Annotated in this window: 21 protein-coding genes; 6 read left to right on the top strand and 15 right to left on the bottom strand. The window is 60.8% G+C overall.

Features of this window, described 5'->3' with window-relative positions:
- Positions 1–312: a BON domain-containing protein gene (locus tag DXT88_RS11910; RefSeq protein WP_265213630.1), complete on the bottom strand. Its 312-nt coding sequence runs from the start codon at positions 310–312 to the stop codon at positions 1–3.
- A gap of 407 nt (positions 313–719) precedes the next feature.
- Between DXT88_RS11910 and DXT88_RS11905 the strand changes: the two genes are divergently transcribed.
- The 3 genes from DXT88_RS11905 to DXT88_RS11895 all read left to right on the top strand — a co-directional run bounded on the left by DXT88_RS11905 (position 720) and on the right by DXT88_RS11895 (position 4,612).
- The gene (locus tag DXT88_RS11905) at positions 720–2,003 is read left to right on the top strand and encodes an FAD-dependent oxidoreductase (RefSeq protein ID WP_265213628.1); all 1,284 of its coding nucleotides are present in this window, start codon (positions 720–722) and stop codon (positions 2,001–2,003) included.
- Positions 2,004–2,181: 178 nt separating this feature from the next.
- The gene (locus tag DXT88_RS11900; RefSeq protein WP_265213625.1) at positions 2,182–3,693 is read left to right on the top strand and encodes an NAD(P)H-hydrate dehydratase; all 1,512 of its coding nucleotides are present in this window, start codon (positions 2,182–2,184) and stop codon (positions 3,691–3,693) included.
- The gene (locus DXT88_RS11895; protein WP_265213623.1) at positions 3,683–4,612 is read left to right on the top strand and encodes a DMT family transporter; all 930 of its coding nucleotides are present in this window, start codon (positions 3,683–3,685) and stop codon (positions 4,610–4,612) included. The genes DXT88_RS11900 and DXT88_RS11895 overlap by 11 nt, the downstream gene beginning before the upstream one ends.
- Here the strand turns inward: DXT88_RS11895 and DXT88_RS11890 are convergent.
- Positions 4,609–5,346 carry an ABC transporter ATP-binding protein gene (locus DXT88_RS11890; RefSeq protein WP_265213621.1) on the bottom strand — a complete coding sequence of 246 codons (738 nt, stop codon included), beginning with the start codon at positions 5,344–5,346 and terminating at the stop codon, positions 4,609–4,611. The genes DXT88_RS11895 and DXT88_RS11890 overlap by 4 nt on opposite strands.
- A gap of 19 nt (positions 5,347–5,365) precedes the next feature.
- Between DXT88_RS11890 and DXT88_RS11885 the strand changes: the two genes are divergently transcribed.
- Positions 5,366–6,013: an arylesterase gene (locus tag DXT88_RS11885; RefSeq protein ID WP_321161110.1), complete on the top strand. Its 648-nt coding sequence runs from the start codon at positions 5,366–5,368 to the stop codon at positions 6,011–6,013.
- On the opposite strand, the gene DXT88_RS11880 is transcribed toward DXT88_RS11885, so the two are convergent.
- On the bottom strand, positions 6,006–6,794 hold the full coding sequence (locus DXT88_RS11880; RefSeq protein WP_265213619.1) for a glutamine amidotransferase: 789 nt from the start codon (positions 6,792–6,794) through the stop codon (positions 6,006–6,008). The two genes, DXT88_RS11885 and DXT88_RS11880, sit on opposite strands and share 8 nt — an antisense overlap.
- Before the next feature lie 125 nt (positions 6,795–6,919).
- Positions 6,920–8,860, bottom strand: a complete 1,941-nt coding sequence (locus tag DXT88_RS11875; protein ID WP_265213617.1) for a SurA N-terminal domain-containing protein — start codon at positions 8,858–8,860, stop codon at positions 6,920–6,922.
- 170 nt (positions 8,861–9,030) lie between these two features.
- On the opposite strand from DXT88_RS11875, the gene DXT88_RS23445 reads away from it, so the two are divergent.
- Positions 9,031–9,444: a hypothetical protein gene (locus tag DXT88_RS23445; protein ID WP_407649313.1), complete on the top strand. Its 414-nt coding sequence runs from the start codon at positions 9,031–9,033 to the stop codon at positions 9,442–9,444.
- 11 nt (positions 9,445–9,455) lie between these two features.
- Here DXT88_RS23445 and DXT88_RS11865 read toward each other — a convergent pair whose 3' ends face one another.
- The 7 genes from DXT88_RS11865 to DXT88_RS11835 all read right to left on the bottom strand — a co-directional run bounded on the left by DXT88_RS11865 (position 9,456) and on the right by DXT88_RS11835 (position 18,071).
- A complete protein-coding gene (locus tag DXT88_RS11865) occupies positions 9,456–10,709 on the bottom strand; it encodes a phenylacetate--CoA ligase family protein (RefSeq protein ID WP_265213615.1) in 1,254 nt (417 codons plus the stop codon).
- Positions 10,710–10,745: 36 nt separating this feature from the next.
- Complete coding sequence (locus tag DXT88_RS11860; protein ID WP_016835191.1) at positions 10,746–11,549, bottom strand: ABC transporter ATP-binding protein; 804 nt, start codon at positions 11,547–11,549, stop codon at positions 10,746–10,748.
- 119 nt (positions 11,550–11,668) lie between these two features.
- Positions 11,669–12,988, bottom strand: a complete 1,320-nt coding sequence (locus DXT88_RS11855) for an ABC transporter substrate-binding protein (protein WP_265213612.1) — start codon at positions 12,986–12,988, stop codon at positions 11,669–11,671.
- Positions 12,989–13,076: 88 nt separating this feature from the next.
- Positions 13,077–14,153 carry a branched-chain amino acid ABC transporter permease gene (locus DXT88_RS11850; protein WP_016835189.1) on the bottom strand — a complete coding sequence of 359 codons (1,077 nt, stop codon included), beginning with the start codon at positions 14,151–14,153 and terminating at the stop codon, positions 13,077–13,079.
- A gap of 83 nt (positions 14,154–14,236) precedes the next feature.
- The gene (locus DXT88_RS11845) at positions 14,237–15,151 is read right to left on the bottom strand and encodes a branched-chain amino acid ABC transporter permease (RefSeq protein ID WP_265213609.1); all 915 of its coding nucleotides are present in this window, start codon (positions 15,149–15,151) and stop codon (positions 14,237–14,239) included.
- Positions 15,152–15,221: 70 nt separating this feature from the next.
- The gene (locus tag DXT88_RS11840; RefSeq protein WP_265214148.1) at positions 15,222–16,049 is read right to left on the bottom strand and encodes an ABC transporter ATP-binding protein; all 828 of its coding nucleotides are present in this window, start codon (positions 16,047–16,049) and stop codon (positions 15,222–15,224) included.
- Between the two features lie 48 nt (positions 16,050–16,097).
- On the bottom strand, positions 16,098–18,071 hold the full coding sequence (locus DXT88_RS11835) for an AMP-dependent synthetase/ligase (RefSeq protein ID WP_265213607.1): 1,974 nt from the start codon (positions 18,069–18,071) through the stop codon (positions 16,098–16,100).
- A gap of 281 nt (positions 18,072–18,352) precedes the next feature.
- Between DXT88_RS11835 and DXT88_RS11830 the strand changes: the two genes are divergently transcribed.
- A complete protein-coding gene (locus DXT88_RS11830) occupies positions 18,353–19,009 on the top strand; it encodes a Crp/Fnr family transcriptional regulator (RefSeq protein WP_265213605.1) in 657 nt (218 codons plus the stop codon).
- Between the two features lie 84 nt (positions 19,010–19,093).
- Here the strand turns inward: DXT88_RS11830 and DXT88_RS11825 are convergent, their stop codons facing one another.
- The 4 genes from DXT88_RS11825 to DXT88_RS11810 all read right to left on the bottom strand — a co-directional run bounded on the left by DXT88_RS11825 (position 19,094) and on the right by DXT88_RS11810 (position 23,737).
- A complete protein-coding gene (locus tag DXT88_RS11825) occupies positions 19,094–19,546 on the bottom strand; it encodes a response regulator (protein ID WP_265213603.1) in 453 nt (150 codons plus the stop codon).
- A 213-nt stretch (positions 19,547–19,759) separates the two neighbouring features.
- Positions 19,760–20,410 (bottom strand): response regulator, encoded by a 651-nt coding sequence (locus DXT88_RS11820; RefSeq protein WP_029363689.1) that lies wholly within the window; start codon positions 20,408–20,410, stop codon positions 19,760–19,762.
- A 3-nt stretch (positions 20,411–20,413) separates the two neighbouring features.
- Complete coding sequence (locus tag DXT88_RS11815; protein WP_265213600.1) at positions 20,414–21,871, bottom strand: hybrid sensor histidine kinase/response regulator; 1,458 nt, start codon at positions 21,869–21,871, stop codon at positions 20,414–20,416.
- 90 nt (positions 21,872–21,961) lie between these two features.
- Positions 21,962–23,737, bottom strand: a complete 1,776-nt coding sequence (locus tag DXT88_RS11810; RefSeq protein ID WP_265213598.1) for a sensor histidine kinase — start codon at positions 23,735–23,737, stop codon at positions 21,962–21,964.
- Between the last annotated feature and the right edge of the window lie 295 nt (positions 23,738–24,032).

Here is a 24,032-nt window from a genome sequence, read left to right as displayed (position 1 = left end):
TTACTTGACCACCAGACTGTTCTTCACACCCTTGGCGCCTTCCACCTTGCGCGTCACTTCAGCAGCCTTGAGAGAAGCGGCGCTGTTGTTCACGAAACCACTCAGTTGCACGATGCCCTTGAAAGTCTCGACGCCGATCTGCAGCGTTTTCAGGTTCGGCTCTTCAAAGATCGCCGCCTTCACCTTGGTAGTGATCACGGAGTCGTCGATGTATTGGCCGGTGCTGGCCTGTTGGGGTGTAGAACCGCAACCGGCCAGCGCCAATACGAACAGTGCGAAGAAGAATGCAGCAAAACGTTTGGTCATGATCATGGTATTCACCTTTTTAAATTTGTTGATGCGCGCTGATACAACTGCAAGACGCTCGTTCCGGCAAACCGGGAAACCGCTTTAGCGCGGCTGGCGCTAATGTAACCAGTCAACACTGGAAATAACAAGCCCCCTTCGGAGGAAAAGTCCGTTTAGCGGTTCCGTGGCCAAGCGACAATTTCCCAAATGCCGAAATCAGTTGAGGGCGTTTTACAAACCTGCCGCGCTATTGCCGCAAAAAAGGCAAAGCGCTGTACGCCCCTGCGATTTGGTATCATTCAGGCCGCATTACGGGGCGAGTATCGGGCGAACACCCCGGACGGATCATCGGCGCACCTCGGCAAGCAGCGCCAGTACAGGTTGACAAGGTTTCCACCGGTCGGCCTCGATTGAATTAGTGACGATAAATAGTGACGCATAATAAAACACTGAAGCAGATTGCCGTTGTGGGCGGGGGCCTGTCGGGGGTAACTACAGCCTATTTCCTGGCCCGCGCCGGCTTTGAGGTCGCGGTGCTGGAACGCCGCGCCAACGTCGCCGAAGAAGCCACTTTCGGCAACTCCGGCCTGCTCGCACCCAGCGTGGTGCAGCCGCTGGTCCTGCCGGCGATCACGCGCACCGCCTTTTCCAATTTGTTCAAGAGCGAACCGCCGATCCTGGTCAAGTCCGGCTTCAATCCCTCGCGCTGGCGCTGGGTGCGCAAGTCGCGCCGCGAATACCAAGATTATTTTTCGCTCAACAAGCAGCGCCTGACGCGCTTGTCCGCCTACGGCCAGATGCTGGTCCAGCATCTGCAGGAGCAACACGCGCTGGAAGAAGAAAACAGCCAGGGCCTGCTGCACCTGTTTCGCAACCAGGCAGACGCAGACCGCTGCGCCGCGATCGAAAACAGCCTCAAGCAGTTCGAATTGCCGCGCCAGCAACTCAAGGGGCAAGACGCCATCCGCGAGGTCGAACCGGCGTTCCAGTCGGCCACGCCGATCGCCGGTGCGCTGTATTACCCGAAAGACGCGGCCGGCAATTGCGTGCTGTTCGTCAAGCAGCTGCGTGCGATTGCGCAGTCGATCGGCGTGCAATTCCATTTTTCGCAATCGGTGAAAGCGGTCCGGCCTGAACTCGGCGGCCGCGTCTCGATTGACGTCGGCAGCATTGACGGCGACAGTACGCTGACCGTGGATGGCGTCGTGCTCGCTGCGGGCATGCAGAACCTGCCGCTGTTGAAGCCGCTCGGCTTGTCCCTGCCGCTGTGCCCGGTGCAAAGCTACAACGCCATGGCGGCGGTCAAGAACCTCGATGAAGCGCCCAATACGACGTTGTTCGATGAGACCTACAAGGTCGCCATCGCCCGCGTCGGCAACCGCATCCGCGTCTCCGGCCTGCTCGGCTTCCTGCCGCGCACCGAACTGCCGCATCCCAAGGCCATCGCCAGCCTGCTCAAGGTCGCCAACGACTACTATCCGAATGCGGCCAACTTCAACACCGCCAATTTCTGGAGCAGCACCTTCGCGCTGCAACCCAACGGCATGCCGCTGGTAGGCGGCACCACGCACGGCAACATCTTCGTCAACACCGGCCACGGCGCCCACGGCTGGGCCGCCGCCGTCGGCGCGGGCAAATTGCTGGCCGACGCCATGGCCGGGCGCGAGACGGAAATCGACAGCGAAGGTTTGCTGATCTCGTCGGTCGCCGGCTGACAAACTCCGCAGACGAAAGCGCGGTCGCAACCGCAACGCCACGCTTTTTTGCGCAGCAAGCTTGCGCTTTTTCATGTCTGCGGATTTTTTTCAATTGACTTAGAATGGTCACGCCAGCACCATTCCTGCTTTCCCTCCGCATCATTCTCATGTTCCACCTTATCGGGCCGCGTCGTCTATGAGTGCGCTTTATTCGATTGCTGAAATTCGCCGGATCGAACATGCCGCCAAGGCGGAACTGCCGTCCTACACGCTGATGCAACGCGCCGGGGAAGCGTGCGCACGCCGGGCGCTGAGCCTCGTAGCCGGTGACGACGACGTGCATGTCCTTATCCTCGCGGGTCCCGGCAACAATGGCGGCGATGCGCTGGAAGCGGCACACTATTTATCCCAATTTGAACTGCACGTCGCGGTCGCCCTGCACGCCGACGAAAGCAAGCAACCCGACGATGCCCGCAAGGCGCTGCAACGCGCGCGCGAATCCGAGGTGGAATTTCTTGACATCACCGACGCCGAGCATCTGACGCAGAAGCGCTGGACACTGGTCGTCGACGGCCTGTTCGGCATCGGCCAGACGCGCCCGATCGCCGGCAAGCTGCGCGCTTGCGTCGACTACGTCAATTCGCTGCGCTGCCCGATACTGGCCATCGACATCGCCAGCGGCCTGAGCGCCGACACCGGCGCCATCATCGGCGGCGCCGGCTGCGTTGCGGTACGCGCCACGCATACCCTCAGCTTCATCGGCGACAAGCCGGGCATGCATACCTGCGACGGCCAGGATTTCAGCGGCGAGGTTGCGGTCGACAACCTCGACATCGACGACAACCACTTGCCTGCATCGCATGCGCAACTCAATGAACTGGCGTTGTTCGCCTCCGCGCTGAAACCGCGCGCCGGCAACACGCACAAAGGCAGCTACGGCGATGTCATCGTGGTCGGCGGCGCCCACGGCATGGGCGGCGCGCCGGTGCTGGCCGCGCGCATGGCGGCGCATGCCGGCAGCGGACGCGTGTTCATCGCCTTCGTCGACGATGCGCCGGCCTACGACAGCGTTCATCCGGAACTGATGATGCGCCAGGCCGACCGCGTCGAATTCGGCGCGGCGTCGGTCGTGGTCGGCCCCGGCCTCGGCACTTCGCGTCACGCGCACGATGTCCTGACGCGCGCACTGGATGCGCAGGGTCGCATCGTGATCGACGCCGACGCGCTGAACATGATCGCTGCCGAACCTGGTCTGCAGCACAGGCTGCAAAATCGCGCGCACCACGCCAGCATCATCACGCCGCATCCGCTGGAAGCGGCGCGCCTGCTCGACGCCACCACCGCCGAAATCCAAAATGATCGACCGGCCGCCGCGCGGCTGCTGGCGCGGCATTTCAAGAGCATCGCCATCCTCAAGGGCGCCGGCACCGTCATCGCATTCCCGGATGGCGACATCGTCATCAACACCACCGGCAATCCGGCGCTGTCCACTGCGGGCACCGGCGACGTCTTGTCCGGCCTGTGCGGCGCGTTGCTGGCGCAAGGCTGGCCGGCGACGCAGGCGGCGCTGGCTGCCGTGTGGCTGCACGGCAAGGCGGCCGATCAATTGGTCGACCTCGGCATCGGCCCGGTCGGCCTGACCGCCAGCGAAGTCATTCCAGCCGTGCGCACCCTCCTCAATCAAATCATCCGAGACCATGCCCGCTAACATTGCTTCACATCCGAGACTTTGGTTGGGCATCATCTTTCTGATTTCGGCGTTGTGGACGCTGTCGCTGCTGGATACCGCAGGCAAGTTGCTCGGCATGGCCGGCTATCACGTGGTGATGATTGCGTGGATGCGCTACTCCATCAACACCGTCTTCATGGCGGCCACGCTGATGCCGCTGTACAAGCGCCGCCACGGCCGCAGCATCCTGCATTCGAGCCGGCCGCGCCTGCAGGTCTTGCGCGCGCTGGCGTTGCTGCTGTCGACGCTGATTTTCTTTTCGGTGCTGAAGATCGTGCCGCTGGCCGAAGGCACCGCGATGAATTTCTGCGCGCCGCTGATCGTGCTGGCGGTGTCGCCGTGGCTGCTGGGCGAGACGACCTATATCTCGCGCTGGATTGCCGTGGCGGTGGGATTCGCCGGCATGCTGATCGTGATCCGTCCGGGCGGCGACATCCCGGCGCATGGCGTGCTGCTGGGGCTGCTGTCGGCGGCGACCTATGCGACCGTGTCCATCCTCAATCGCAAGGCCAACCAGGCCGACGATCCGATGGTGACGCTGTTCTATGGCGGTCTGGTGGGAATGGTGGTCAGCAGCCTGATGGTGCCGTTTTTCTGGTCGCCGCATACGCCCGATGCGACCGAATGGATGATTCTTGCATCGACCGGCATCACCAGCACGATCGGCCATTTCTTCATGAACAGCGCCTACCGGCATGCCGAAGCGTCAGTGCTGACGCCGTTCGCCTACAGCCAGATCATCTCGGCCAGTGCGATGGGCTGGCTGGTGTTCAACCAGTTCCCCGACGCCGTCACCATCCTCGGCATCGCGATCATCTGCGCCAGCGGCATGGGCATCGCGTATGTCGAACATCGGCGCGCGCATCCGCTGCGGGCGGCTGCGGAAACAACTGCTTAGGCTTCGACCAGCCGCCCTGCCGCAATCGTGATCGTCTGCGCGCAGCGCGCGGCAATCGACGGATCGTGCGTGACCAGCACCAGCGTCGAGCCGCGTTCCTGGTTCAACTCGAACATCAACCGGATCACCGCTTCACCGGTGGTGGCATCGAGGCTGCCGGTCGGTTCGTCGGCCAGCAGCAGAGGCGGCTCGGTGACGAAGGCGCGCGCCAGCGCCACGCGTTGCTGCTCGCCGCCGGACAGATATTTGGGATAGTGCTTGAGGCGGCTGCCCAGCCCGACGCGCGCCAGCATGCGTTCGGCCTTGCCGCGCGCATCGGCGTCGCCGCGCAGCTCCAGCGGCAGCATGACGTTTTCGACCGCGTTGAGATGGCCGAGCAGCTGGAACGATTGGAACACGAATCCGAGCTTGTGCTTGCGCAGCGCCGCGCGGCCATCTTCGTCGAGCGCAAAGATGTCGACGCCGTCGATCCTGACGGTGCCGTCGGAAGGCGTATCCAGCCCTGCCAGCAATCCCAGCAGCGTCGACTTGCCCGAACCGGAGGCGCCGACAATGGCCAGCGTGGTTCCGGCCTGCACGTTAAAATTGACGTCGCGTAAAATCGCCAGCTCGCCAGCCTTGCTGACGGCAGTCGCCTCGGCGGCGGCATCGGCGACGCGCTTGGACAGATTGACGACTTCGATGGCGGAAGTGTTGGCAATGGCGGAACTTGAAGGCACAGAGGAATCAGGCATGCAATCGAATGGAAGATGGATGAAGGCGACAAGAAGACATGATGTGCGCTGGCGCCGCCTGTTGGCCGCGCTGCTGGCGATGCCCCTGCTGATGTTCGCAGCGAGCGCCTATTCTGCACCAAAAACCCTGCTTGTGCTCGGCGACAGCCTCTCCGCCGAATACGGCCTGACGCGCGGCAGCGGCTGGGTGGCGCTGCTCGACAAACGTCTGCAGCAGGAAAAGATCAGCACCGGCATCATCAACGCCAGCATCAGCGGCGAAACCACCATCGGCGGCAAGACCCGCCTGCCGGCCCTGCTGAGCAAACATGCGCCCGACGTCGTGATCATTGAGCTGGGGGCCAACGACGCGCTGCGCGGCCTGCAACTGAGCGCCACCCAAACCAACCTGCAGGCGCTGATAGACATGGCGCGCGCGGCCAAGGCCAAGGTGGTGCTGGTGGGAATGCAGATTCCGCCGAACTACGGCGCCGACTACACCAACAAGTTCTCGCAGTTGTTCCCTGCCGCTGCGAAGCGGAACAAGACCGCGCTGGTGCCGTTCTTCCTCAAGGACGTGGCCGACAAGCCGGCGCTGTTCCAGGCCGACCGCATGCATCCCAACGAGCAGGCGCAGCAGACCTTGCTGGACAACGTCTGGCCGGCGCTCCAGCCTTTGCTCAAATAGTCACGGGGATTTGCTTGACCGGCGCGTGCAGATCAAGAAAGCGACGCAGCAGCGCCGCCGATTGCGGCGTCTCGCATACCTGGGCGCACATGGCGGCGGTATCGATGCCGCATTTGCCGTAGACCTCGGTGTAATACGCCAGGTGGGCCCTGACGAACTCGCCGGTGAACTCCGGATGGAACTGCGCTGAAAAGATGTTCGGCGCCAATCGCAGCATGTGGTGCGGATCCATCGTCGAGCTGGCCAGCACGGTTGCACCCGGCGGCGGCTCCAGCACCACTTGCGAATGCAGCATGTGGGCTTCAAAACTATCGGGAATCTCCTGCAGCAGATGCTCATCTGCCGCGACCGCATGCCGCCTCACCGCCATGGTGCCGGCCACGCGTCCGGCCGGGTTGTACCCGACCTTGCCGCCAAATGCGTGCGACAACAATTGATGTCCATAGCAGACACCGAACATCGGCAGTCCATGTCCGGCCGCGCGGCGCAACCAGGCAGCCGTGCGCTCGCTCCAATCGACCAGGTCGGTGACCATGGTCGGCGAACCGGTAATCAGCACCGCGCGGTATTGCTCCGGCTCGCGCAGGAACTGGCCCTGGAATACGGAGACGATCTCGGTTTCGTCGTCGGCCAGCCCGGCCGCTTTTTGCAACTGGACCGCATAGCTGCCATAGGACTGACGCAACTCGTCGACGGGATCGCCGGTGTGGATGATGAGGACCGGGGCGATCGGCTGGGCTGAAGCTGAATCAGGCACTGCGGCTGACACTGAGGCTGGCATGGGACGCGGCTTCAAGGACGGGGGTGAGCATTGATTGTACGTTCAGGCGCAGCGCGCCGAAGCTGCAAAAAAGGCCGCATAAGCGGCCTTTTTTGTTTGATGCACGTGATTTACGCAGTTTCAGCTTACTTGACGGCGTCGGCCGGCTTGCCGTCGCTTGCACCGACTGTCTCGCCGCCCTTCAGGATCTTGGTCTTGGCCTTTTCCTTCAGGTAGTTGATGTACGACAGCATTTCCTGCTCGGCCAGCGTATTGGCGATCTGGTCCTGCTCGGTCTTGCGGCGGGCCGCGTCAGGCGTGGCCGGTTGCGCCACCTTGGTGATGCGGAACACGCTGTAGCCCTGGCCCGGTATTTCGATGCCGGTATAAGCCGGCAGCTTGGCGGTATCGGCCTTCATGACGGCCAGGAAGGCATCCTGGTTCCAGCCCTGGGTCTTCACGCGCGAAGCCACTTTGGCTTCGCCGAAACCGGCGGCGTCATCCTTGGACTTCAGTTCCGCCAGCTTGGCTTCGCCTGCCTTCTTGGCCAAGGCCAGTTCTTCGGTTTGCGTCACGAGCTCGCGCACAATGGTCTTGACGTCGTCAAAGGCGCGCTTGGTGACCGGCTTGTACTCGACGATATGGCCGGCGATCAGCGTGGTCGGCGCGACCTGCACCGCTTCCGAATTGTGCTTGCCCTTGATGGTGTCGTCGGTGAACAGCGCCTTCAGGAACTTCGGATTGTTGTAGACCGTGTTCGGCGGCAGGGTCGGATTAGCCTGACGCGTCACGCCGGTGGCAGTTTCGATCTTCAGCTTGAGCTTGTCGGCCACCGGCTTGAGGCTGTCACCCTGTTCGTAGACGGTATTATTGAAGGTCTCGGCCAGTTCGGCGTACTTCTTGGCGGCCAGTTGCTTCTTGATCTCGGTGGAAATTTCGCTCTTCACTTCGTCCAGCGGCTTGACCGAGCCCGGCTTGATGCCGGTCAGCTGGATGATGTGGTAACCGTAGTCGGACTCGACCGGATCGCTGATCTCGCCTTGCTTGAGCTTGTAGGCCGCGTCTTCAAACGACTTGAGCATGGCGCCCTTGCCGAAGAAGCCGAGGTCGCCGCCCTGGTCCTTGGAACCCGGATCCTGCGAATTGGCCTTGGCCAGCTTGGCGAAGTCGCCCGGCGTCTTGCGCAGTTGCGCCACCAGGCCGTCGGCCTTGGCCTTGACCGCAGCCTTGTCGGCGGCGGACGCGCCCTTCTTCACTTCCAGCAGGATATGGCTGGCGCGGCGTTGTTCGTCGGTCGAGTATTGCTTGATGTTCTGGTCGTAGTAGGACTTGACGTCGGCATCAGACACGCTGACCTGAGCAGCCACGGCCGCGCTGTCGAGCACCACGTACTCGATCTTGGCCTGTTCCGGCACTTCGAACTTGCTGCCGTTCTTGTCGTAGTAAGCCTTGAGCATGTCGTCGGTCACCTTGACCTGGCCGGCAAAGGATGCCGCCTTGAACGACAACTCCTGCACGGTGCGTTCCTGGTCGTTCAGGTCGGACAGGCGCGCGGCGACTGTCTTCGGTGCAAACGCTGTGCCCTGCACGGCGGCGTTGATCTGTTGCAGCCCCATGTCGCGGCGCAGGCTCGCTTCATAACCCTTCGGGGTCAGGCCCTGGGCCGCCAGCAGGACGCGGTACTGGTCGCTGTCGAAGCTGCCGTCGGCCTTCAGCAGGCCGGGAATCTGCATGATGCTCTGCTGCAGCGTCAGGTCCGACACCGACAGCTTGTCGTTGACCACTTCAGCCGCCAGTGCACGCTGGGCGATCAGGTTTTCCAGTACGGCGCGGCGCGCTTCGGGCGTGTCGAACACCTTCGGATCGATCTGGCCGCCGGACATCTGGCGCATGCGCTCCAGTTGCTGGCGCTGCGCGGCGTCCCATTCTTCCTTGGTGATGGTCTGGCCGGCCACCTTGGCCACGGCATTGTCGCCATCGGACAGACGGCTGTAGCCTTCCAGGCCGAAGAACGCGAAGGACGGGAAAATAAACAGCAGCAGCAGGAATTGCATCAGGCGCTGATGGTTACGGATAAATTCAAACATGGGTCAGCCGATCACGAAATCAGAAAGAAATCAGAAACAAGGACATCAAATGACATCAGTTACCACGCACTCGCCGTCCGGAAACCGGTCAGCCAGGACGCCTACAAGCAACAAGCACACAGAACGCATAAGAAAAAAGGCGAACTCACGTTCGCCTTGTAGCAATGCTAATGCTGGCGGAGCAAATTTCTCTGCTCTGGGAGATGCCGCCTTGGCAACAACACCCGCGCGTCATTATACACAGCCAGCCACGCCAAGTCACCGATGCTGCCGTCGGGAAACGCATTGAAAATGCTGATTTGGGCGGGTTCGCGCTATCATCCTGCGCTGAATCTTCTCAAGGCAAACAGGGATCGGTCATGACAAAGCTGGAAGAAATCGTCAAACGGCAAAAACAAGGCGCAAAATTCGTGCTCTCGTTTCAGATGCTGGGCATGGATGTAGAGACTTTCGATACGGTCGCGCAGACCTGGCTCGAGCACGGCGGCCCCGGCTTCGAGGCTGCCGGGGTACCGTTCCGCAAGGTGATCGACGGCGAATTCCTGATCGCCCGCCTGACCGTGGTCAAGACCGCCGACGACTGAACGCGCGCGGATTATTCGTACTTGCGTGCGTCCTCGATGACCTTGCCGTCATTGGGCAAACTTCCCGGCGCCGCGAACAGCACATCTCCCCTCAGCTTGGTCACGTCGCGCACGCTGTCGGCAATCGCCGCCGCTTGCGCCACCGCACTTTCCATGTCCTGGGTTTCGCAATGCAGCGTCATGCTGTCGTTGGCCATTTCGCCGCTGACCACCAGCCTCGCCTTGAGGATCAGCCCATGGCGGCGCGTGATCTCCGCCACCTGCGAAGGATGCACGAACATTCCGCGCACCTTGGTGGTCTGGTCGGCACGCCCCATCCAGCCCTTGATGCGCGTGTTGGTGCGGCCGCACGGCGAGACGCCGTCCAGCGTAGCGGTCAGGTCGCCGGTGCCGAAACGGATCAGCGGATAGTCGGGATTGAACGACGTCACCACCACTTCGCCGACCTCGCCCGGCCGGACCGGGTCGCCGGTGCCTGGGCGGACGATCTCGAGGATCAGGTCTTCATCGAGGACCATGCCCGGATTGACCTTGCCCTCGCTGATCGACTCGTAAGCAATGTTGCCGATGTCGGCCGAGGCGTACAGCTGCAAAACGTTCGGCACGCCATTGTCGTGGAACCAGCTGCGCAGCGACGGCGGCAGCGCCTCAGCGCTGACCAGCGCACGTTGCAGGCTGTCGAGCGCGACACCCATTTCCTGCGCCTTTTCGATGATGATCTTGAGGAAGGACGGCGTGCCGACGTAGGCGTCCGGACGCAGCGACGCCATGGTTTGCACCTGCAATTCGGTCTGGCCGATGCCCGACGGAATCACCGCACAGCCGAGCTTGGCCGCTGCGCCTTCAGCCATGAAAGCCGCCGGCGTGAAATGGTAGGAAAAACAGTTCTGGATGATATGCCCGGCACGCAGCCCCAGCGCGCGCATCGGCCGCTCGAAGCGCCACCAATCCTGGCTGTGTCCTTCCGGATCGAAGATCGGACCCGGCGACACGAACAGACGGCGCAGCTGGCGATGCGGCGTGGTGTTGAGTCCGCCGAACGGCGGCGTCGCCGCCTGCAAATCCTTCAGGTCCGATTTGCGCGTGACCGGCAGTTGCGCCAGTGCGGCGCGCGTGCCGATGTCGCCGGCGCTGACGCCATTGAGGATGCGGCTCCAGCCTTCGGCGCCTTGCGCGCGCGCCACCAGGCCGGGCAAGGCGGACATGAGTGCGGCCTCGCGTTGGTGCGAATCGCGTTGTTCCAGGGGATCGAGAATGTCGGACATGAATTTACCGTATGCGTGGACTGAGGAAGAGTTGCATCAAGCCAGCCAGCGCTTGCGCCTACGATAGAACTTCATGTCGCGGAAATTCTTGCGCCCCGCCGCCGAGACGCCGAGATAGAACTCCTTGACGTCTTCGTTGCTGGCGAGATCGTTGGCAGCGCCTTCCATCACCACCCTGCCGTTCTCCAGGATGTAGCCGAAATCGGCATAGCGCAGCGCCACCATGGTGTTTTGCTCGGCCAGCAGGAAGGACACGTTTTCCTTGGTGTTGAGGTCTTTGACGATCTCGAAAATCTCTTCCACGATCTGCGGCGCCAGACCCATCGACGGTTCGTCGAGCAGGATCATCGACGGCTTGGCCATCATGGCGCGGCCGATCGCGGTCATCTGCTGCTCGCCGCCGGAGGTGTAGCCCGACTGCGACTTGCGGCGCACCTTCAGGCGCGGGAAATAGTCGTAGATTTTTTCCAGTTCCCGCTTCACCTCGGCGTTGCTGATGTTGCGCGTATAGGCGCCGGTCAGCAGGTTTTCTTCGATCGTCAGATGGCCGAAGCAATGCCGGCCTTCCATCACCTGGATCACGCCGCGCTTGACCAGGTCGTTGGGCGTAAGCCGGTCGACACGCTCGCCTTTGAATTCGATGCTGCCTTTGGTGACGTCGCCGCGTTCGGCCCCCAGCAGATTGGAAATCGCCTTGAGCGTGGTGCTTTTGCCGGCGCCGTTGGCGCCCAGCAGCGCCACGATCTTGCCTTCCGGCACCGCCAGCGAGACGCCCTTGAGGACCAGGATCACGTGGTCGTAGATGACTTCGATGTTGTTGATGTTGAGTGCTGTACCCATGCTTGCTCCGGCTTGACTGCCTTGTTCGGACTTGCTGTTCGGATTTTTCCCAAAAAAGCGTCGGCGAATTTGGCATGTCCTGCGACACACTTCAACGCGCCGACGCCAAGGCCTGTGTTTTATTTCATGCAGGCAGGGGTAATACCCTTTTCTTTCGCGTACTTCGCTGCCGACGCCTTGAACAGCGGATGGATCAGGTTCTTGTTGCCTTCGATCCAGTCCGAGACCAGCACCCACTTGCTGCCGTCCCATTGCTGGATCTTGACCTTGCCCGAACCTTCGTGGTTGTCGCAGGAAGTCTTGATCTCAGGCAGCAGGCCGGTGGCGCCCAGCTGTTGCAGGCGCGCATTGGTGATGTTGAGGTTTTCCAGGCCCCAGCGCACGTCTTCGCCGCTCATGACCTTCTTGCCGAACTTGCCTTGTGCAGCCCGCACGGCTTCCACCGTGGCGATGGCTGCCGAGACGCCGCGGTTGTACAGGATCGAGCCGATCTTGGCCTTGTCCTGCAGGTTGCCCTTGCCGGCGCCGTAGACCACTTTCTCGATGTCGGCAATCAGCGGCACGCCCTTGCCGGCCACGTTCCAGGTCGCGCTCATGTAACCCTTGGCGGCGTCGCCTGCAGGAATCGTGTCTTCTTCAGAGCCGGCCCACCACGAACCGATGATCTTGTCGCGTGCAAAGCCGACCTTTTGCGCCGCCTTCAGCGCGGTCTGGTTCATCACGCCCCAGCCCCAGAAGATCACGTAATCGGGATTCTCCTGGCGGATCTTCAGCCATTGCGCACCCTGTTCGTTGCCCGGATGGGCCACGGGGATTTGCACGACCTTGAACTTGCCCAGCGTGGCTTCGGCTTCCAGCGCCACGATAGGCTCCTTGCCGTAGGCCGAATCGTGATACAGGAACACGATCTTCTTGCCGGCCAGCGAGCCGCCGTTCTTGGTCGTGAGGAACTTGACGATCGCCGACACCTGCATCTGGTAAGTCGTCACCAGCGGGAATGCGTAGGGGAACACCGAGCCGTCCACCGCATCGGTGCGGCCGTAGCCCATCATCAGCAGCGGCACCTTGTCTTCCACGCTCTTGTCGATCAGCGCGTAGGAAATGCCGGTCGCCATCGAGTTGATCGCGGTGCCCTTGGTCACCGGATTCTTGTTCTTCATGCGCTCATAGCACTCGACGCCCTTGGCGTTGTTGTATTCGGTTTCGCATTCTTCCCAGGACAGCTTGACGCCGTTGACGCCGCCTTCCTTGAGATTGACGTAGTTCAGGTAGTCGACGTAGCCGCCGTAGTACGACTGGCCGTTGGTGCCGTACGGGCCCACGCGATAGCTTGGAATCGCAATGAACTGGTCGCTGGCCTGGGCCATCGCCGGCAGTGCGGGAGCCAACAGGCTTGCAGCGACGGTCGCGGCAAGTACAAGCTGTTTGATATTTTTCATACGTGTCTCCTTGAGTTTTATTACCCATGTGCGTACCTCATTTTTACTTCTGGGCACGCATCGTTTTACTTCTGAAAAACAGTAGCTATCAATGCGGGAACGGCCACAGGCGCAGCTTCTCCTTGGTGATCTGCCACAGGCGCGCCAGTCCGTGCGGCTCGACAATCAGGAAGAAAATGATCAGCCCGCCGAACAGCATGAGCTGGATGTGCGACACCGTCGCATTGGTGAACGGCAGGTGCAGCAGCGACGCCAGCGGCGGCAGCACGTTATCGAGGAAGATCGGCAGCAGCAGGATGAACGCCGAGCCGAGGAAGGCGCCGAGGATGCTGCCGACGCCGCCGATGATGATCATGAACAGGATGCGGAACGACAGGTCCAGCGAGAAGCCGTCCGGCTCCACCGAACCGAGGTAGCAAAACGCATACAGCGCGCCCGCCACGCCGCAGAAGAACGAGCTCACCGCAAATGCCAGCAGCTTGGTGCGCATCAGCTGGATGCCGATCACTTCGGCCGCCACGTCCATGTCGCGCACCGCCATCCAGGCGCGGCCGGTCGAGGAACGCACCAGGTTCTTGGCCAGCATCGCCATCACGCAGACGATGCCGAGCACGAACAGGTATTTCTTGACCGGCGAGTTGATGGCGATGCCGAAGAAGTCGATCTTCTGCGTGCTGATCACACCGGACGAACTGTTGTTGGAGAACCAGGAAAATTTGGTCAGCGCCCACACCACGAAGAACTGCGCCGCCAGCGTCGCCACCGCCAGATAAAAACCCTTGATGCGCAGCGACGGCAAACCGAACACGATCCCCACCAGCGCCGCACAACCGCCGGCCAGGATGAACGACAGCACGATGGGAATGCCTTCGATGCGCAGCTGGAAGTTGTAGGCCGCATAAGCGCCCACTGCCATGAAGGCCGCCGAACCCAGCGACAGCTGACCGGCGTAACCGGTCAGGATATTCAGCCCCAGTGCCGCCAGTGCGAACACCAGGAAGGGAATCAGGATCGCCGAAAACCAGTATTCGCTGCCGATCAGAGGAATGCCGACGAAGGCGATCGCAAGCAGAATCGCCATGCCGATGCGATCCTGGCGGATCGGAAATATCTGGCTGTCGGCAATGTACGACGTCTTGAACTGCCCGGCCTCACGATAAAGCATAGTGTTTCTCCTGTGTCTCCATGCGGCGAAGCGCCAATGTGCTTCGTCCTTTATTTTTCATTGCCTTGTCCGGATCAGACCGGTCAGACCCGGTCAATATGCCGCTCGCCGAACAATCCCTCCGGACGCACCAGCAGGAACAGCAGCGCGAACACATACGGGAACCAGCCTTCGATGCCGCCGAAATTGCCGCCGAACAGATCCTGCAACACCGGCGGGATGTAAATCTCGGCCAGCTTCTCCGACGCGCCGATGATCAGCCCGCCGACGATCGCACCGGGAATCGAGGTGAAGCCGCCCAGGATCAGCACCGGCAAGGCCTTCAGCGCGGTCATCGTCAGCGCGAACTGCACGCCGTTACGCGAGCCCCACAGCAAGCCGGCCACCAGCGCCACGAATCCGGCCACGCCCCACACCACCGCCCAGATGTGTTGCAGCGGAATGCCCAGCGACAAGGCCGCCTGGTGGTCGTCGGCAACAGCGCGCAAGGCGCGGCCGACCTTGGTCTTCTGGAAGAACAGCGCCAGCAGCGCCACCAGTCCGATCACCATGCCGGAGGCGAACAGGTCGAATTTGGAAATGCCGATGCCGATGCTGTCCATCACCGACATGATCGGCTCGTCGACGATGCCCAGTTCGATCGGGCGCACTTCGCTGCCGAACAGCAAAGGGCCCAGGCCTTCGAGGAAAAATGCCAGCCCGATGGTGGCCATGAACAAGGTGATCGGCGGCTGATTGACCAGCTTGCGCAGCACGAAGCGCTCGGTCGCCAGCCCAACCAGGATCATCACCAGGAAGGCGCCGATGATGGCCGCCCACATCGGCATGCCCTTTTCCATCAGCCCGACCACCGCCAGCGCGGCGAAATACACCATCGCGCCCTGGGCGAAATTGAAAACGCCGGAGGCTTTGTAGATCAGCACGAAGCCGAGCGCCACCAGGGAATACATGAGGCCGGACAGCAATCCGCTCAGCGTCACTTCAAAGAAAAATTGCATCTGCGCTCTCCACTTGTTCGGCTTGTTCTGCTTCTTTTGCTTCTTTTGCTTGTTTCCATCCTCGGCAACTTCAATGAGAAGTGCCGAGGTAAGCTTTGATGACTTCCGGATTGGCCATCACCTCGTCCGGTGTTCCGTCGCCGATCTTCTTGCCGTAGTCGAGCACCACCACGCGATCCGAGATATCCATCACCACGCCCATGTCATGCTCGATCAGCACGATGGTGGTGCCGAACTGTTCATTGACGTCAAGGATGAAGCGGCACATGTCCTGCTTCTCTTCCACGTTCATGCCGGCCATCGGCTCGTCCAGCAGCAGCATGCCCGGCTCGGCCGCCAGTGCACGCGCCAGTTCGACGCGCTTCTGCAAGCCGTATGGCAGACGGCCGACCGGGGTTTTGCGGATGTGCTGGATTTCAAGGAAGTCGATGACCTCTTCGACCTTGTGCCGATGCAGGACTTCTTCATTGCGGGCGCTGCCCCACCAGATCGCATTGGCGAGGAAGCTCGAATGCATCTTGGTGTTGCGCCCGGTCATGATGTTGTCGAGCACGGTCATGCCCTTGAACAAGGCGATGTTCTGGAAGGTGCGGGCGATGCCCTGGCGCGCCACTTTGCTCGGCTGCATGCTGTGGCGCTGCTCGCCGCGGAATACGATGGTGCCCTTCTGCGGATGGTAGACGCCGTTGATGACGTTGATCATCGAGCTCTTGCCGGCGCCGTTGGGGCCGATGATGGCGCGGATCTCATGTTCGCGCACGTTGAATGAAATGTCGGTCAGCGCCTTGACGCCGCCGAAGGACAGCGAGATGTTCTGCAAGTCGAGGATGACTTCGCCGATCTTGCGCACGCCGTCGTCGCCAGTATCTCCTGCGTCGGCCTGTCGTTCCTGTTCCATCGGCTGCACTTCTTCCGTGATATGTCTTTTCATGGTGGTCATGCAGGCCTATGCCGCTTGGTTGAGGTTGGCGAAAGTCTTGACGTCGGCAATCCTGAGGTCAGCCGCGATCATGCCCTGGCGACCGTCTTCGAATTTCACCTGCGTCTCGATGTACTGCGACTGCTTGCCTTCGTACAGCGCCTCGATCAGCACCGCATATTTTTCGGCGATGAAACCGCGCCGCACCTTGCGTGTGCGCGTCAGCTCGTCGTCGTCGGGATCCAGTTCCTTGTGCAGCACCAGGAAGCGATGCACCTGCGAGTCGGCCAGCAAGGGATCCTGCACCAGGTCGGCGTTGACCTTTTCCACGCAATCCGCCACCAGCGCATACACGCTCTCATGCGCGGCCAGGTCGGTGTAGCCGCTGTAAGCAAGGTTGCGACGCTCGGCCCAGTTGCCGACGGCGTCCATGTCGATGTTGATGAAGGCCGTGCATTGCTCGCGCTGGTTGCCGAACACCACGGCTTCCTTGATGAAGGGGAAGAACTTCAGCTTGTTCTCGATGTACTTGGGCGCGAACATCGTGCCGCAGGCCATCTTGCCGACATCCTTGGCGCGGTCGATGATCTTCAGGTGGCCGTCGCTGTCGAAGAACCCTGCATCGCCGGTGTGGAAGTAGCCGTTTTCGTCGATCGCTTCGGCGGTGGCGTCGGGACGCTTGAAGTAGGACTTCATCAGTCCCGGTGAACGCACCAGCACTTCGCCGCTGGCGTCGATATGCACTTCGACGCCGCGCATCGGCCGGCCTACGGTGTCCAGCTTGACGTCGCCGGACGGCTGCATGCAGACCGTGACGCAGGTTTCGGTCATGCCGTACAACTGCTTGAGGTTGATTCCCAGTGAGCGGTAGAAGTCGAACAGGTCGGGACCGATCGCCTCGCCGCCGGTGTAGGCCACGCGGATGCGCGACATCCCCAGCACGTTCTTGAGCGGACCGTAGATGACCAGGTGGCCGATTGCGTACAGCAGGCGGTCGGCCAGCGAGACGTCCGGCTTCTTGTCGAGAATGCGCATGCCGACGCGGCGGGCGATACTCATGAAACCATGGAACAGCTTGCGCTTGACCCAGCCGGCATCTTCGATGCGGATCATCACTTGCGTGAGGATGTTTTCATAGATGCGCGGCGGCGCGAAATAATAGGTCGGTCCGATTTCACGCAAGTCGGTCATGACCGTGCTTGGCGACTCCGGGCAATTGAGGCAGAAGCCGGCCACATGGGTCTGTGCGAACGAATACAGGAAGTCGCCCACCCAGGCCAGCGGCAGATAGCACAACACGTCGTCGCTCTCGTTCAACTGGTCGAAGTCGACCAGCGTCTGCGCCGTCGCGATCATGGCCGCATGCGAATGGCACACGCCCTTGGGCTTGCCGGTGGTGCCTGAGGTATACAGGATGATGGCGATGTCGTCGGTGCCCAGCGCATTGACCTGATCCATGAAGAAGCTCGGATTGGCCTTGTCGTAGGCGCGCCCCAGTTCCTGCACGCTGGCGAAGGACGACAGCTCGGGCTGGCGGTAATTGCGCATGCCGCGTTCGTCGTCATAAATGATGTGCGTGGGACGTTCGGTGCCGCTGGAGAAATTCAGCTTGATCTCGAAGACCTTGTCGACCTGTTCCTGGTCTTCGGCGACGACGAAATCGATCTCGGCGTCGTTGAGCACATACGACATGTCGGCTGCCGGCGCGTCCTGATACAGCGGCACGGGCATGCCGCCCAGGCATTGCGTGGCCGACATCGCCCAATACAGGCGCGGGCAATTATTGCCGATGATCGCCAGGCTCATGCCGCGCTTGAAACCAAGCGCCGCCAGGCCGCAGGCGAATGCCCTCACTTCATCCGCCACCTGGGCCCACGTCGTGGTTTGCCAGATGCCGAGATCCTTTTCGCGGAACGCCGGACGATCCGGACGCGCCTGCGCATGCATCAGGAGCAGCTGCGGAAATGTCTGCGCTCCTGGACGTTGTGTTGTCTCCACCATCGTCCCACCTTTATTTATAAACGTCCGCTTGCCGGATACGGTCTTGTGCCGGACGTTCTGGGTTCAGTGTGTCAAGTCAGTCTGAACCGACATGCTTACGTTGCACTTACTGCTCTTGTGCTGCGGCAAGTCAGGCGGTTGTGCGCTGCTTTTGTGCGATGATAGTAGTGTGAGTCGAGAGGCATGGTTGTCATCTCGCGGACAATTGCCGAACAATCGCCAAACTTTTGATATTGCAACGCATCATAATGATAGAGACATCGAAGACAACGATTCAAGACATGCTGGGCAAAAGCATCTGGGCGCGCGCGCTGACCAGCGAACAACTGGAGCGCGTGCAATCCGAAATATTCAGCCGCAAGATTCCGGCCGGCGGTTTCGTCTGCCATAAGGGTGATCCGGTTTCACACTGGATCGGCGTGCATGAAGGTCTGCTGAAAATGAGCAGCGTGTCGCCCGAAGGCAAGACCGTCTCGTTCGCCGGCATGGCCAACGGCGGCTGGCTCGGCGAAGGTTCCCTGCTCAAGGATGAGCCGCGCAAATACGATGTGGTGGCGCTGCGCGACAGCGAGTTGCTGTACATGCCCAAGGCGACGTATCTCTGGTTGCTCGACAACAGCATTCCGTTCAACCGTTTTCTGGTGACGCAACTCAACGAGCGCCTGGGTCTGTTCATCTCCCTGGTCGAATACGATCGCATGCTCGAACCCGATGCGCGCGTGGCGCGCTGCCTGGCGGCGCTGTTCAATCCCTACCTGAATCCCGGTATCGGACTGGAGCTGCAAATCTCGCAGGAAGAAGTCGGCAACCTTTCAGGCGCATCGCGCCAGCGTGCCAACCAGGCCTTGCAGGTATTGGAAAAAGCCGGCCTGCTCAAGGTCGATTACGGCAGCATCACCATCCTCGATCTCGAGGGGCTGCGGCAATTCCATTCCTGAAGTGTCCGGGTTCGTTTCCGCCATAAAAAATGCAGGCCGTGGCCTGCATTTTTTATTTCCGCAAGTGATGCGACAGGCTTGGCCTCAACGCACCACCTTGTTACGGTTCATCCAGTACATGCCGGCATCGGCGACTGTGCCGATGAATTCGCGCGGGTCGGCCGATTTCATCAGGTAGCCGTTGGCGCCCAACTGATAGCTTTGCACGATGTCGCGCTGGTCGTCCGAGGACGAAAACATCACCACCGGAATATGCGCGGTGGCGACATTGGATTTGATGATCTTGAGAAAATCGTGACCGCTCATCAGCGGCAGGTGCAGGTCAAGCAAGATCAGACGCGGATGCAGATCCTTGCGGGCGACAAAACCGTTGTCCGAAAACATGTAGTCCGCAGCCTCTTCGGCGTCGGCAAACCAGGTCATCTTGTCGGCCAGCTTCTTGCTGTCCAAGGCGATCCGAGTCAACTCGGCAACCTCCGGGCTGTCATCCACCAGCATGATATCCATTTGCTCCATGTCCTGATCACTTTCTTGCATTTTTTATTGCCTGAACACCATCAGTTTTCTGCGTCGGCTTATGACCAGCGCAGGCTGGAACGACGCAGACCCTACCGCCAAATTGCATTCGCGGTATCACGTCGGGTGAATTAATTATGGCATGATCGACAACGGAAGATATCAGGATATACCTTAGATTTCGCTTAAATTCAGCAATTAAATGAGGCTAATTATCGACTTTTGTTTCCTTTTTCATTTATCCGACGTCGTCAGACCGGTACGAATGGCGTAACGCACCAGCCCGGGCACGTCGCGGATTTCCAGCCGCTCCATGAGCTGGGCCCGATGGGTTTCAATGGTCTTGGCGCTGACGTTGAGGCGGTAGGCGATCTCCTTGGTATTGTTGCCTTCGGCGATCAGTTGCAGGATCTCGCGCTGGCGCGGCGTCAAGACTTCCACCGGCATGCCGCCCTGCGCCACTTTCTTCATGTACAGATCGAGTGCATCCTTGGAGATGTGCGAATCCAGGTATTGCCGGCCCTGAATTACTTCGATCAGCGCCTTCTCCAGTTCGTAGGCGGCAGAATCCTTGAATAGATAGCCGTTGGCGCCGGCGTTCAGCGCCTGCATCACGTATTCCTCGCTGCCATACATCGACAGCATCAGGAACTTCGTGGCCGGATGGTCGGCGCGCAGGCGGCGCACCGCTTCCAGGCCGTTCATGCCCTTCATCGCGATATCCATGACGACCACATCGGGCCTGAGCTTTTCGGTGAGTTCGATGGCGGCGTTGCCGTCATCGGCCTCGCCCACCACTTCGATGCCGGGCATCGCCATGAGCAGCGATTTGATACCGCTGCGCACCAGCGCGTGATCGTCGGCCAGCACAATTCTTGTCAACATGTTCTATCCCCTTCGCATGACAGGTGTCACAGGTAATTGCAAAACGATCTCCACCCCCTCGCCGGGCGCGGAGGTGATGTCCATCGCGCCGCCCACCAGCACGGCGCGCTCCTCCATATTCAGCAAACCGAAACTGGTGCCGGCAATCGCATTGCTGCGCGCCTTTTCCAGGTCGAAGCCCTTGCCGTCGTCGCGAATGCTGACGTTGAGCTGATCCTGGCGCTGGCTGACCTTGACCCAGATATTCTCAGCCTGGGCGTGGCGCAAGATATTGGTGACCGCTTCCTGCACGATGCGAAAGCAGGTGTTCTCAATGTCGTGATGCAACTCCACCGTCAAAGGCGAACTCTCGAACCAGCCTTTCACATTGGCCAGCGTGGACTTGTTCTCCACGTACGAACGCAAGGTGGCGATCAACCCCAGGTTATCCAGCTGCGGCGGCCGCAGGTCCAGCGACAGGCTGCGCACTTGCGACAACACCGCAGCAACGATGTCGATGCCGTTCTGCAGCGACGGCCCTTCCAGCGAACCGGTCTTCTTGATGGTCTCCAGATTGATCTTGAGCGCCGTGAGCGACTGGCCGACGTCGTCGTGCAGGCCGCGCGCCAGATGCTGGCGCTCGCGCTCCTGCACCTCGATCACGCGGCTGGCCAGCATCTTCTGGCGTTGCATGGCTTGCTCGAGTTCCTTTTGCGAATTGACCCGCTCGGTCACGTCCATCGCCAGCCCGGCGGCCAGGATCTTGCCGTCGCTGCCGATGGGAAAACGCACCATGTCCATGATCTTGGGATTGTGGTCGGCGTCGAATACCGTTTCCTGCGTATGCATTTCGCGATTGCCGTCGAGCACCTTGCGGTCGTTGGACTGGGCGTTCTGCGCCGCCCCGCTCGACATGATGTCGAAGTCGCTCAGGCCGATCATGTCGCCCGGCGTCATGCCGAAAAACGCCGACTGCGCCGGGTTGACGTAGAGGTAGCGCAGGTCGGCATCCTTGATCCAGGCCGGCATTGGCGCGGCGCTCATGAAGGCGTAGAAACGCGCCTGCATTTCACGCAAGGCGGCGGCGCCGGCGCGCTGCTTGCGGCGCACCAGGGCGTCGCGCAATTCGCGCTCGACGGCGACCGGCAAACGGGCGATCGCGCTCTTGAGGAAGTAATCCTGTGCGCCCGCCTTCATGACCTCGACGGCGGTCTGCTCGCCGATGGCGCCCGAGACGATGATGAAGGGAATCTGGTCGTTCTGCCGCTTGACCAGTTCCAGCGCGTCGACGGCGCTGAACATGGGCATCGAATAATCGGAGATCACGATATCCCATTTGTCGCGCAGGGCCGCCTCCATGTCCGGCTCGGTGTCGACCCGTTGCCAGGTCGGCTCGAAGCCGCCGCGCTTGAGTTCGCGCACCATGAGGATCACGTCCTCTTCCATGTCTTCGACAAACAATACCCGGAGTGGAATACTCATATGCTCATGCTCGCTTCCCGCCCTTGTCGTTGTTAAGGCCGGCGCCCGCAGACGCCGGCCATGAATATCCTTCTGCCGCTACGGTTGCCGCTACTGCCCCTGCCGCGGCAGCGCGAAATAAAAACTGGCGCCCTCGCCCGACCGGCTTTCCGCCCACACCCGCCCGCCGTGCCTGACCACGATGCGCTGCACCAGCGCCAGGCCGATACCGGCGCCGGCATAGTCTTCCTGCCGATGCAGGCGCTGGAAGGTGCCGAACAGCTTTTGCACGTAACGCATGTCGAAGCCGATGCCATTGTCCTGCACCTGATAGATCACTTCTTCCGGCGTCGAGGTCGACGACACGCGCACCACTGCATGCTCGGCCTTCTTGCTGAATTTGACGGCATTGCCGAGCAGGTTCTCCCATACCTGGCTAAGCAAAACCTGATTGGCAATGACGTCCTCCAGCGGATCGACAATGAACTCGACGCCCGCGTTCTCGCGGCGCAAGCCGGCAATGCTTTGCTCGACCTGCTTCCGCATGGAAAAATATCCCAGCGTCAGTTCGCCGGTCGCTGATTTGGACAGCTTGAGCAGATCGCTGATGAGCGCATCCATCTTGCTGACGTTCCTGCGGATTACCTGCAGCAGTTCCTGGCCTTTGGCGTCGAGCGCGTCGGCGTAATCCTCTTCCACCATCATCGCGTAACCGGAAATGGCCCGCAGCGGCGCGCGCAAGTCATGCGACACGGAGTACGAAAAGCTCTCCAGCTCCTTGTTGATATTGCTCAGGTGCTGAGCCTGGCGCTTCAAGCTGGCATTGAGTTCTTCGATTTCCCTTTCGGTCTGCTTGCGTCCGGAAATGTCGTGGATCACATTGCGGCTGATCACGCGCCCGTTGTCCGGATGCAGCACGGTGCTGATGCTCATCAACGTGGGAAAATGCGTGCCGTCGGCGCGCCGACAATCGGCATCGATGCCGTCGATCGCTTCGTTGCGCAAGAACCGCGGCCGCAACACGGTGCGATAGCGTTCCGCGCTGGATGGCGTCATCAGATCGGCCTGCGTCATCTTGCCGACTACCTGTTCGCGCATGTACCCAAGCCAGGCCAGTTCCGTGTCATTGATCTGCACGATCAGGCCGCTTTCTTCATCAATGGAGTGGTAACCGCACGGCGCCCGGTTATACAGATCCTCGATCTCGTCCGCATACAGCTGCGTCTTGGCTTGCGCTTCCAAGCGCCGCAGCGTTTCGCGCTTGAGCCGCAGATAGACCGCGATCAGGATGGCGACGATGACAACACTGCCGCCGACGATGGCGAGGATGGTCCAGCGGATGCTCTCGCGCGTCTCGGCCGAGCGCTCGGCCAGCAGCGCCTGCTCGACGTCCTTCAAGGCGACGAACTGCCGGCGAATGTCTGCGCTCAGGTCGCGACCGTGCTCATGGGCGTTATCGATGCGCAGTTCCTTGTCGGCCTCGATCAAGGCACGCGCCAGTTCGATCCGCTGGGCAATGGAGATGCTGAGGTCGTTCAGACGATCCAGTTGATCTTGATTGTCGATCAGCAGTGCGCGCAAACCGCTCAGCGATCGGTGCAGCAAGTTGCGATCCGACTCGAAGCCGAGCAGATACTCATGCCGGCTCGACAGCGCATAACCGAGCGCATTGGCGACCAGGTCACGCAAGGTTGAATGGGTTTCTTCCAGCCGCTGCAAGACGGTATGCGTGTGTTCCACCCAGATCGCGCGCGCCTCGAACACGCGCACGCTGCGATAGGCCATGGTGGCAACCCCAATCGACAACAGCATGGCCAGAACGAAGAAAGCGCCGGTATTGACCAGCGCAGATCTGTTCTTCGATTCCCGCTTGTTTGATCTCGGCATCGTTATATCGGGTCCCCGATAAAGCTGACGGTTTGTCGTTAGCGCCTGTTCGAATTCACTTCAAAGAGAGCTTTTTGGTTACGTCGATTTTGAGTTCTCCGGCATCGGCCCGCATGCTCATTTTTTTTTACGTATTCCGGCCCGCAACAAACAGCCAAGAGGCCAATGGATGTCCGCGATATGCAGCGCAGCAATCAATGACCGCCACGGCGTGTTCATCAGCCCTTCCTACGTTCGATTTCGTCTTTCTTGCCGATTCTGACTTGGCGAATGGCTTTGGAAGTTATCCTATAAT

This window comes from Herbaspirillum lusitanum, from assembly GCF_026127345.1.
Taxonomy (GTDB): Bacteria; Pseudomonadota; Gammaproteobacteria; order Burkholderiales; family Burkholderiaceae_D; genus Herbaspirillum; species Herbaspirillum lusitanum.
This window is presented reverse-complemented; position numbering and strand designations above follow the sequence as displayed.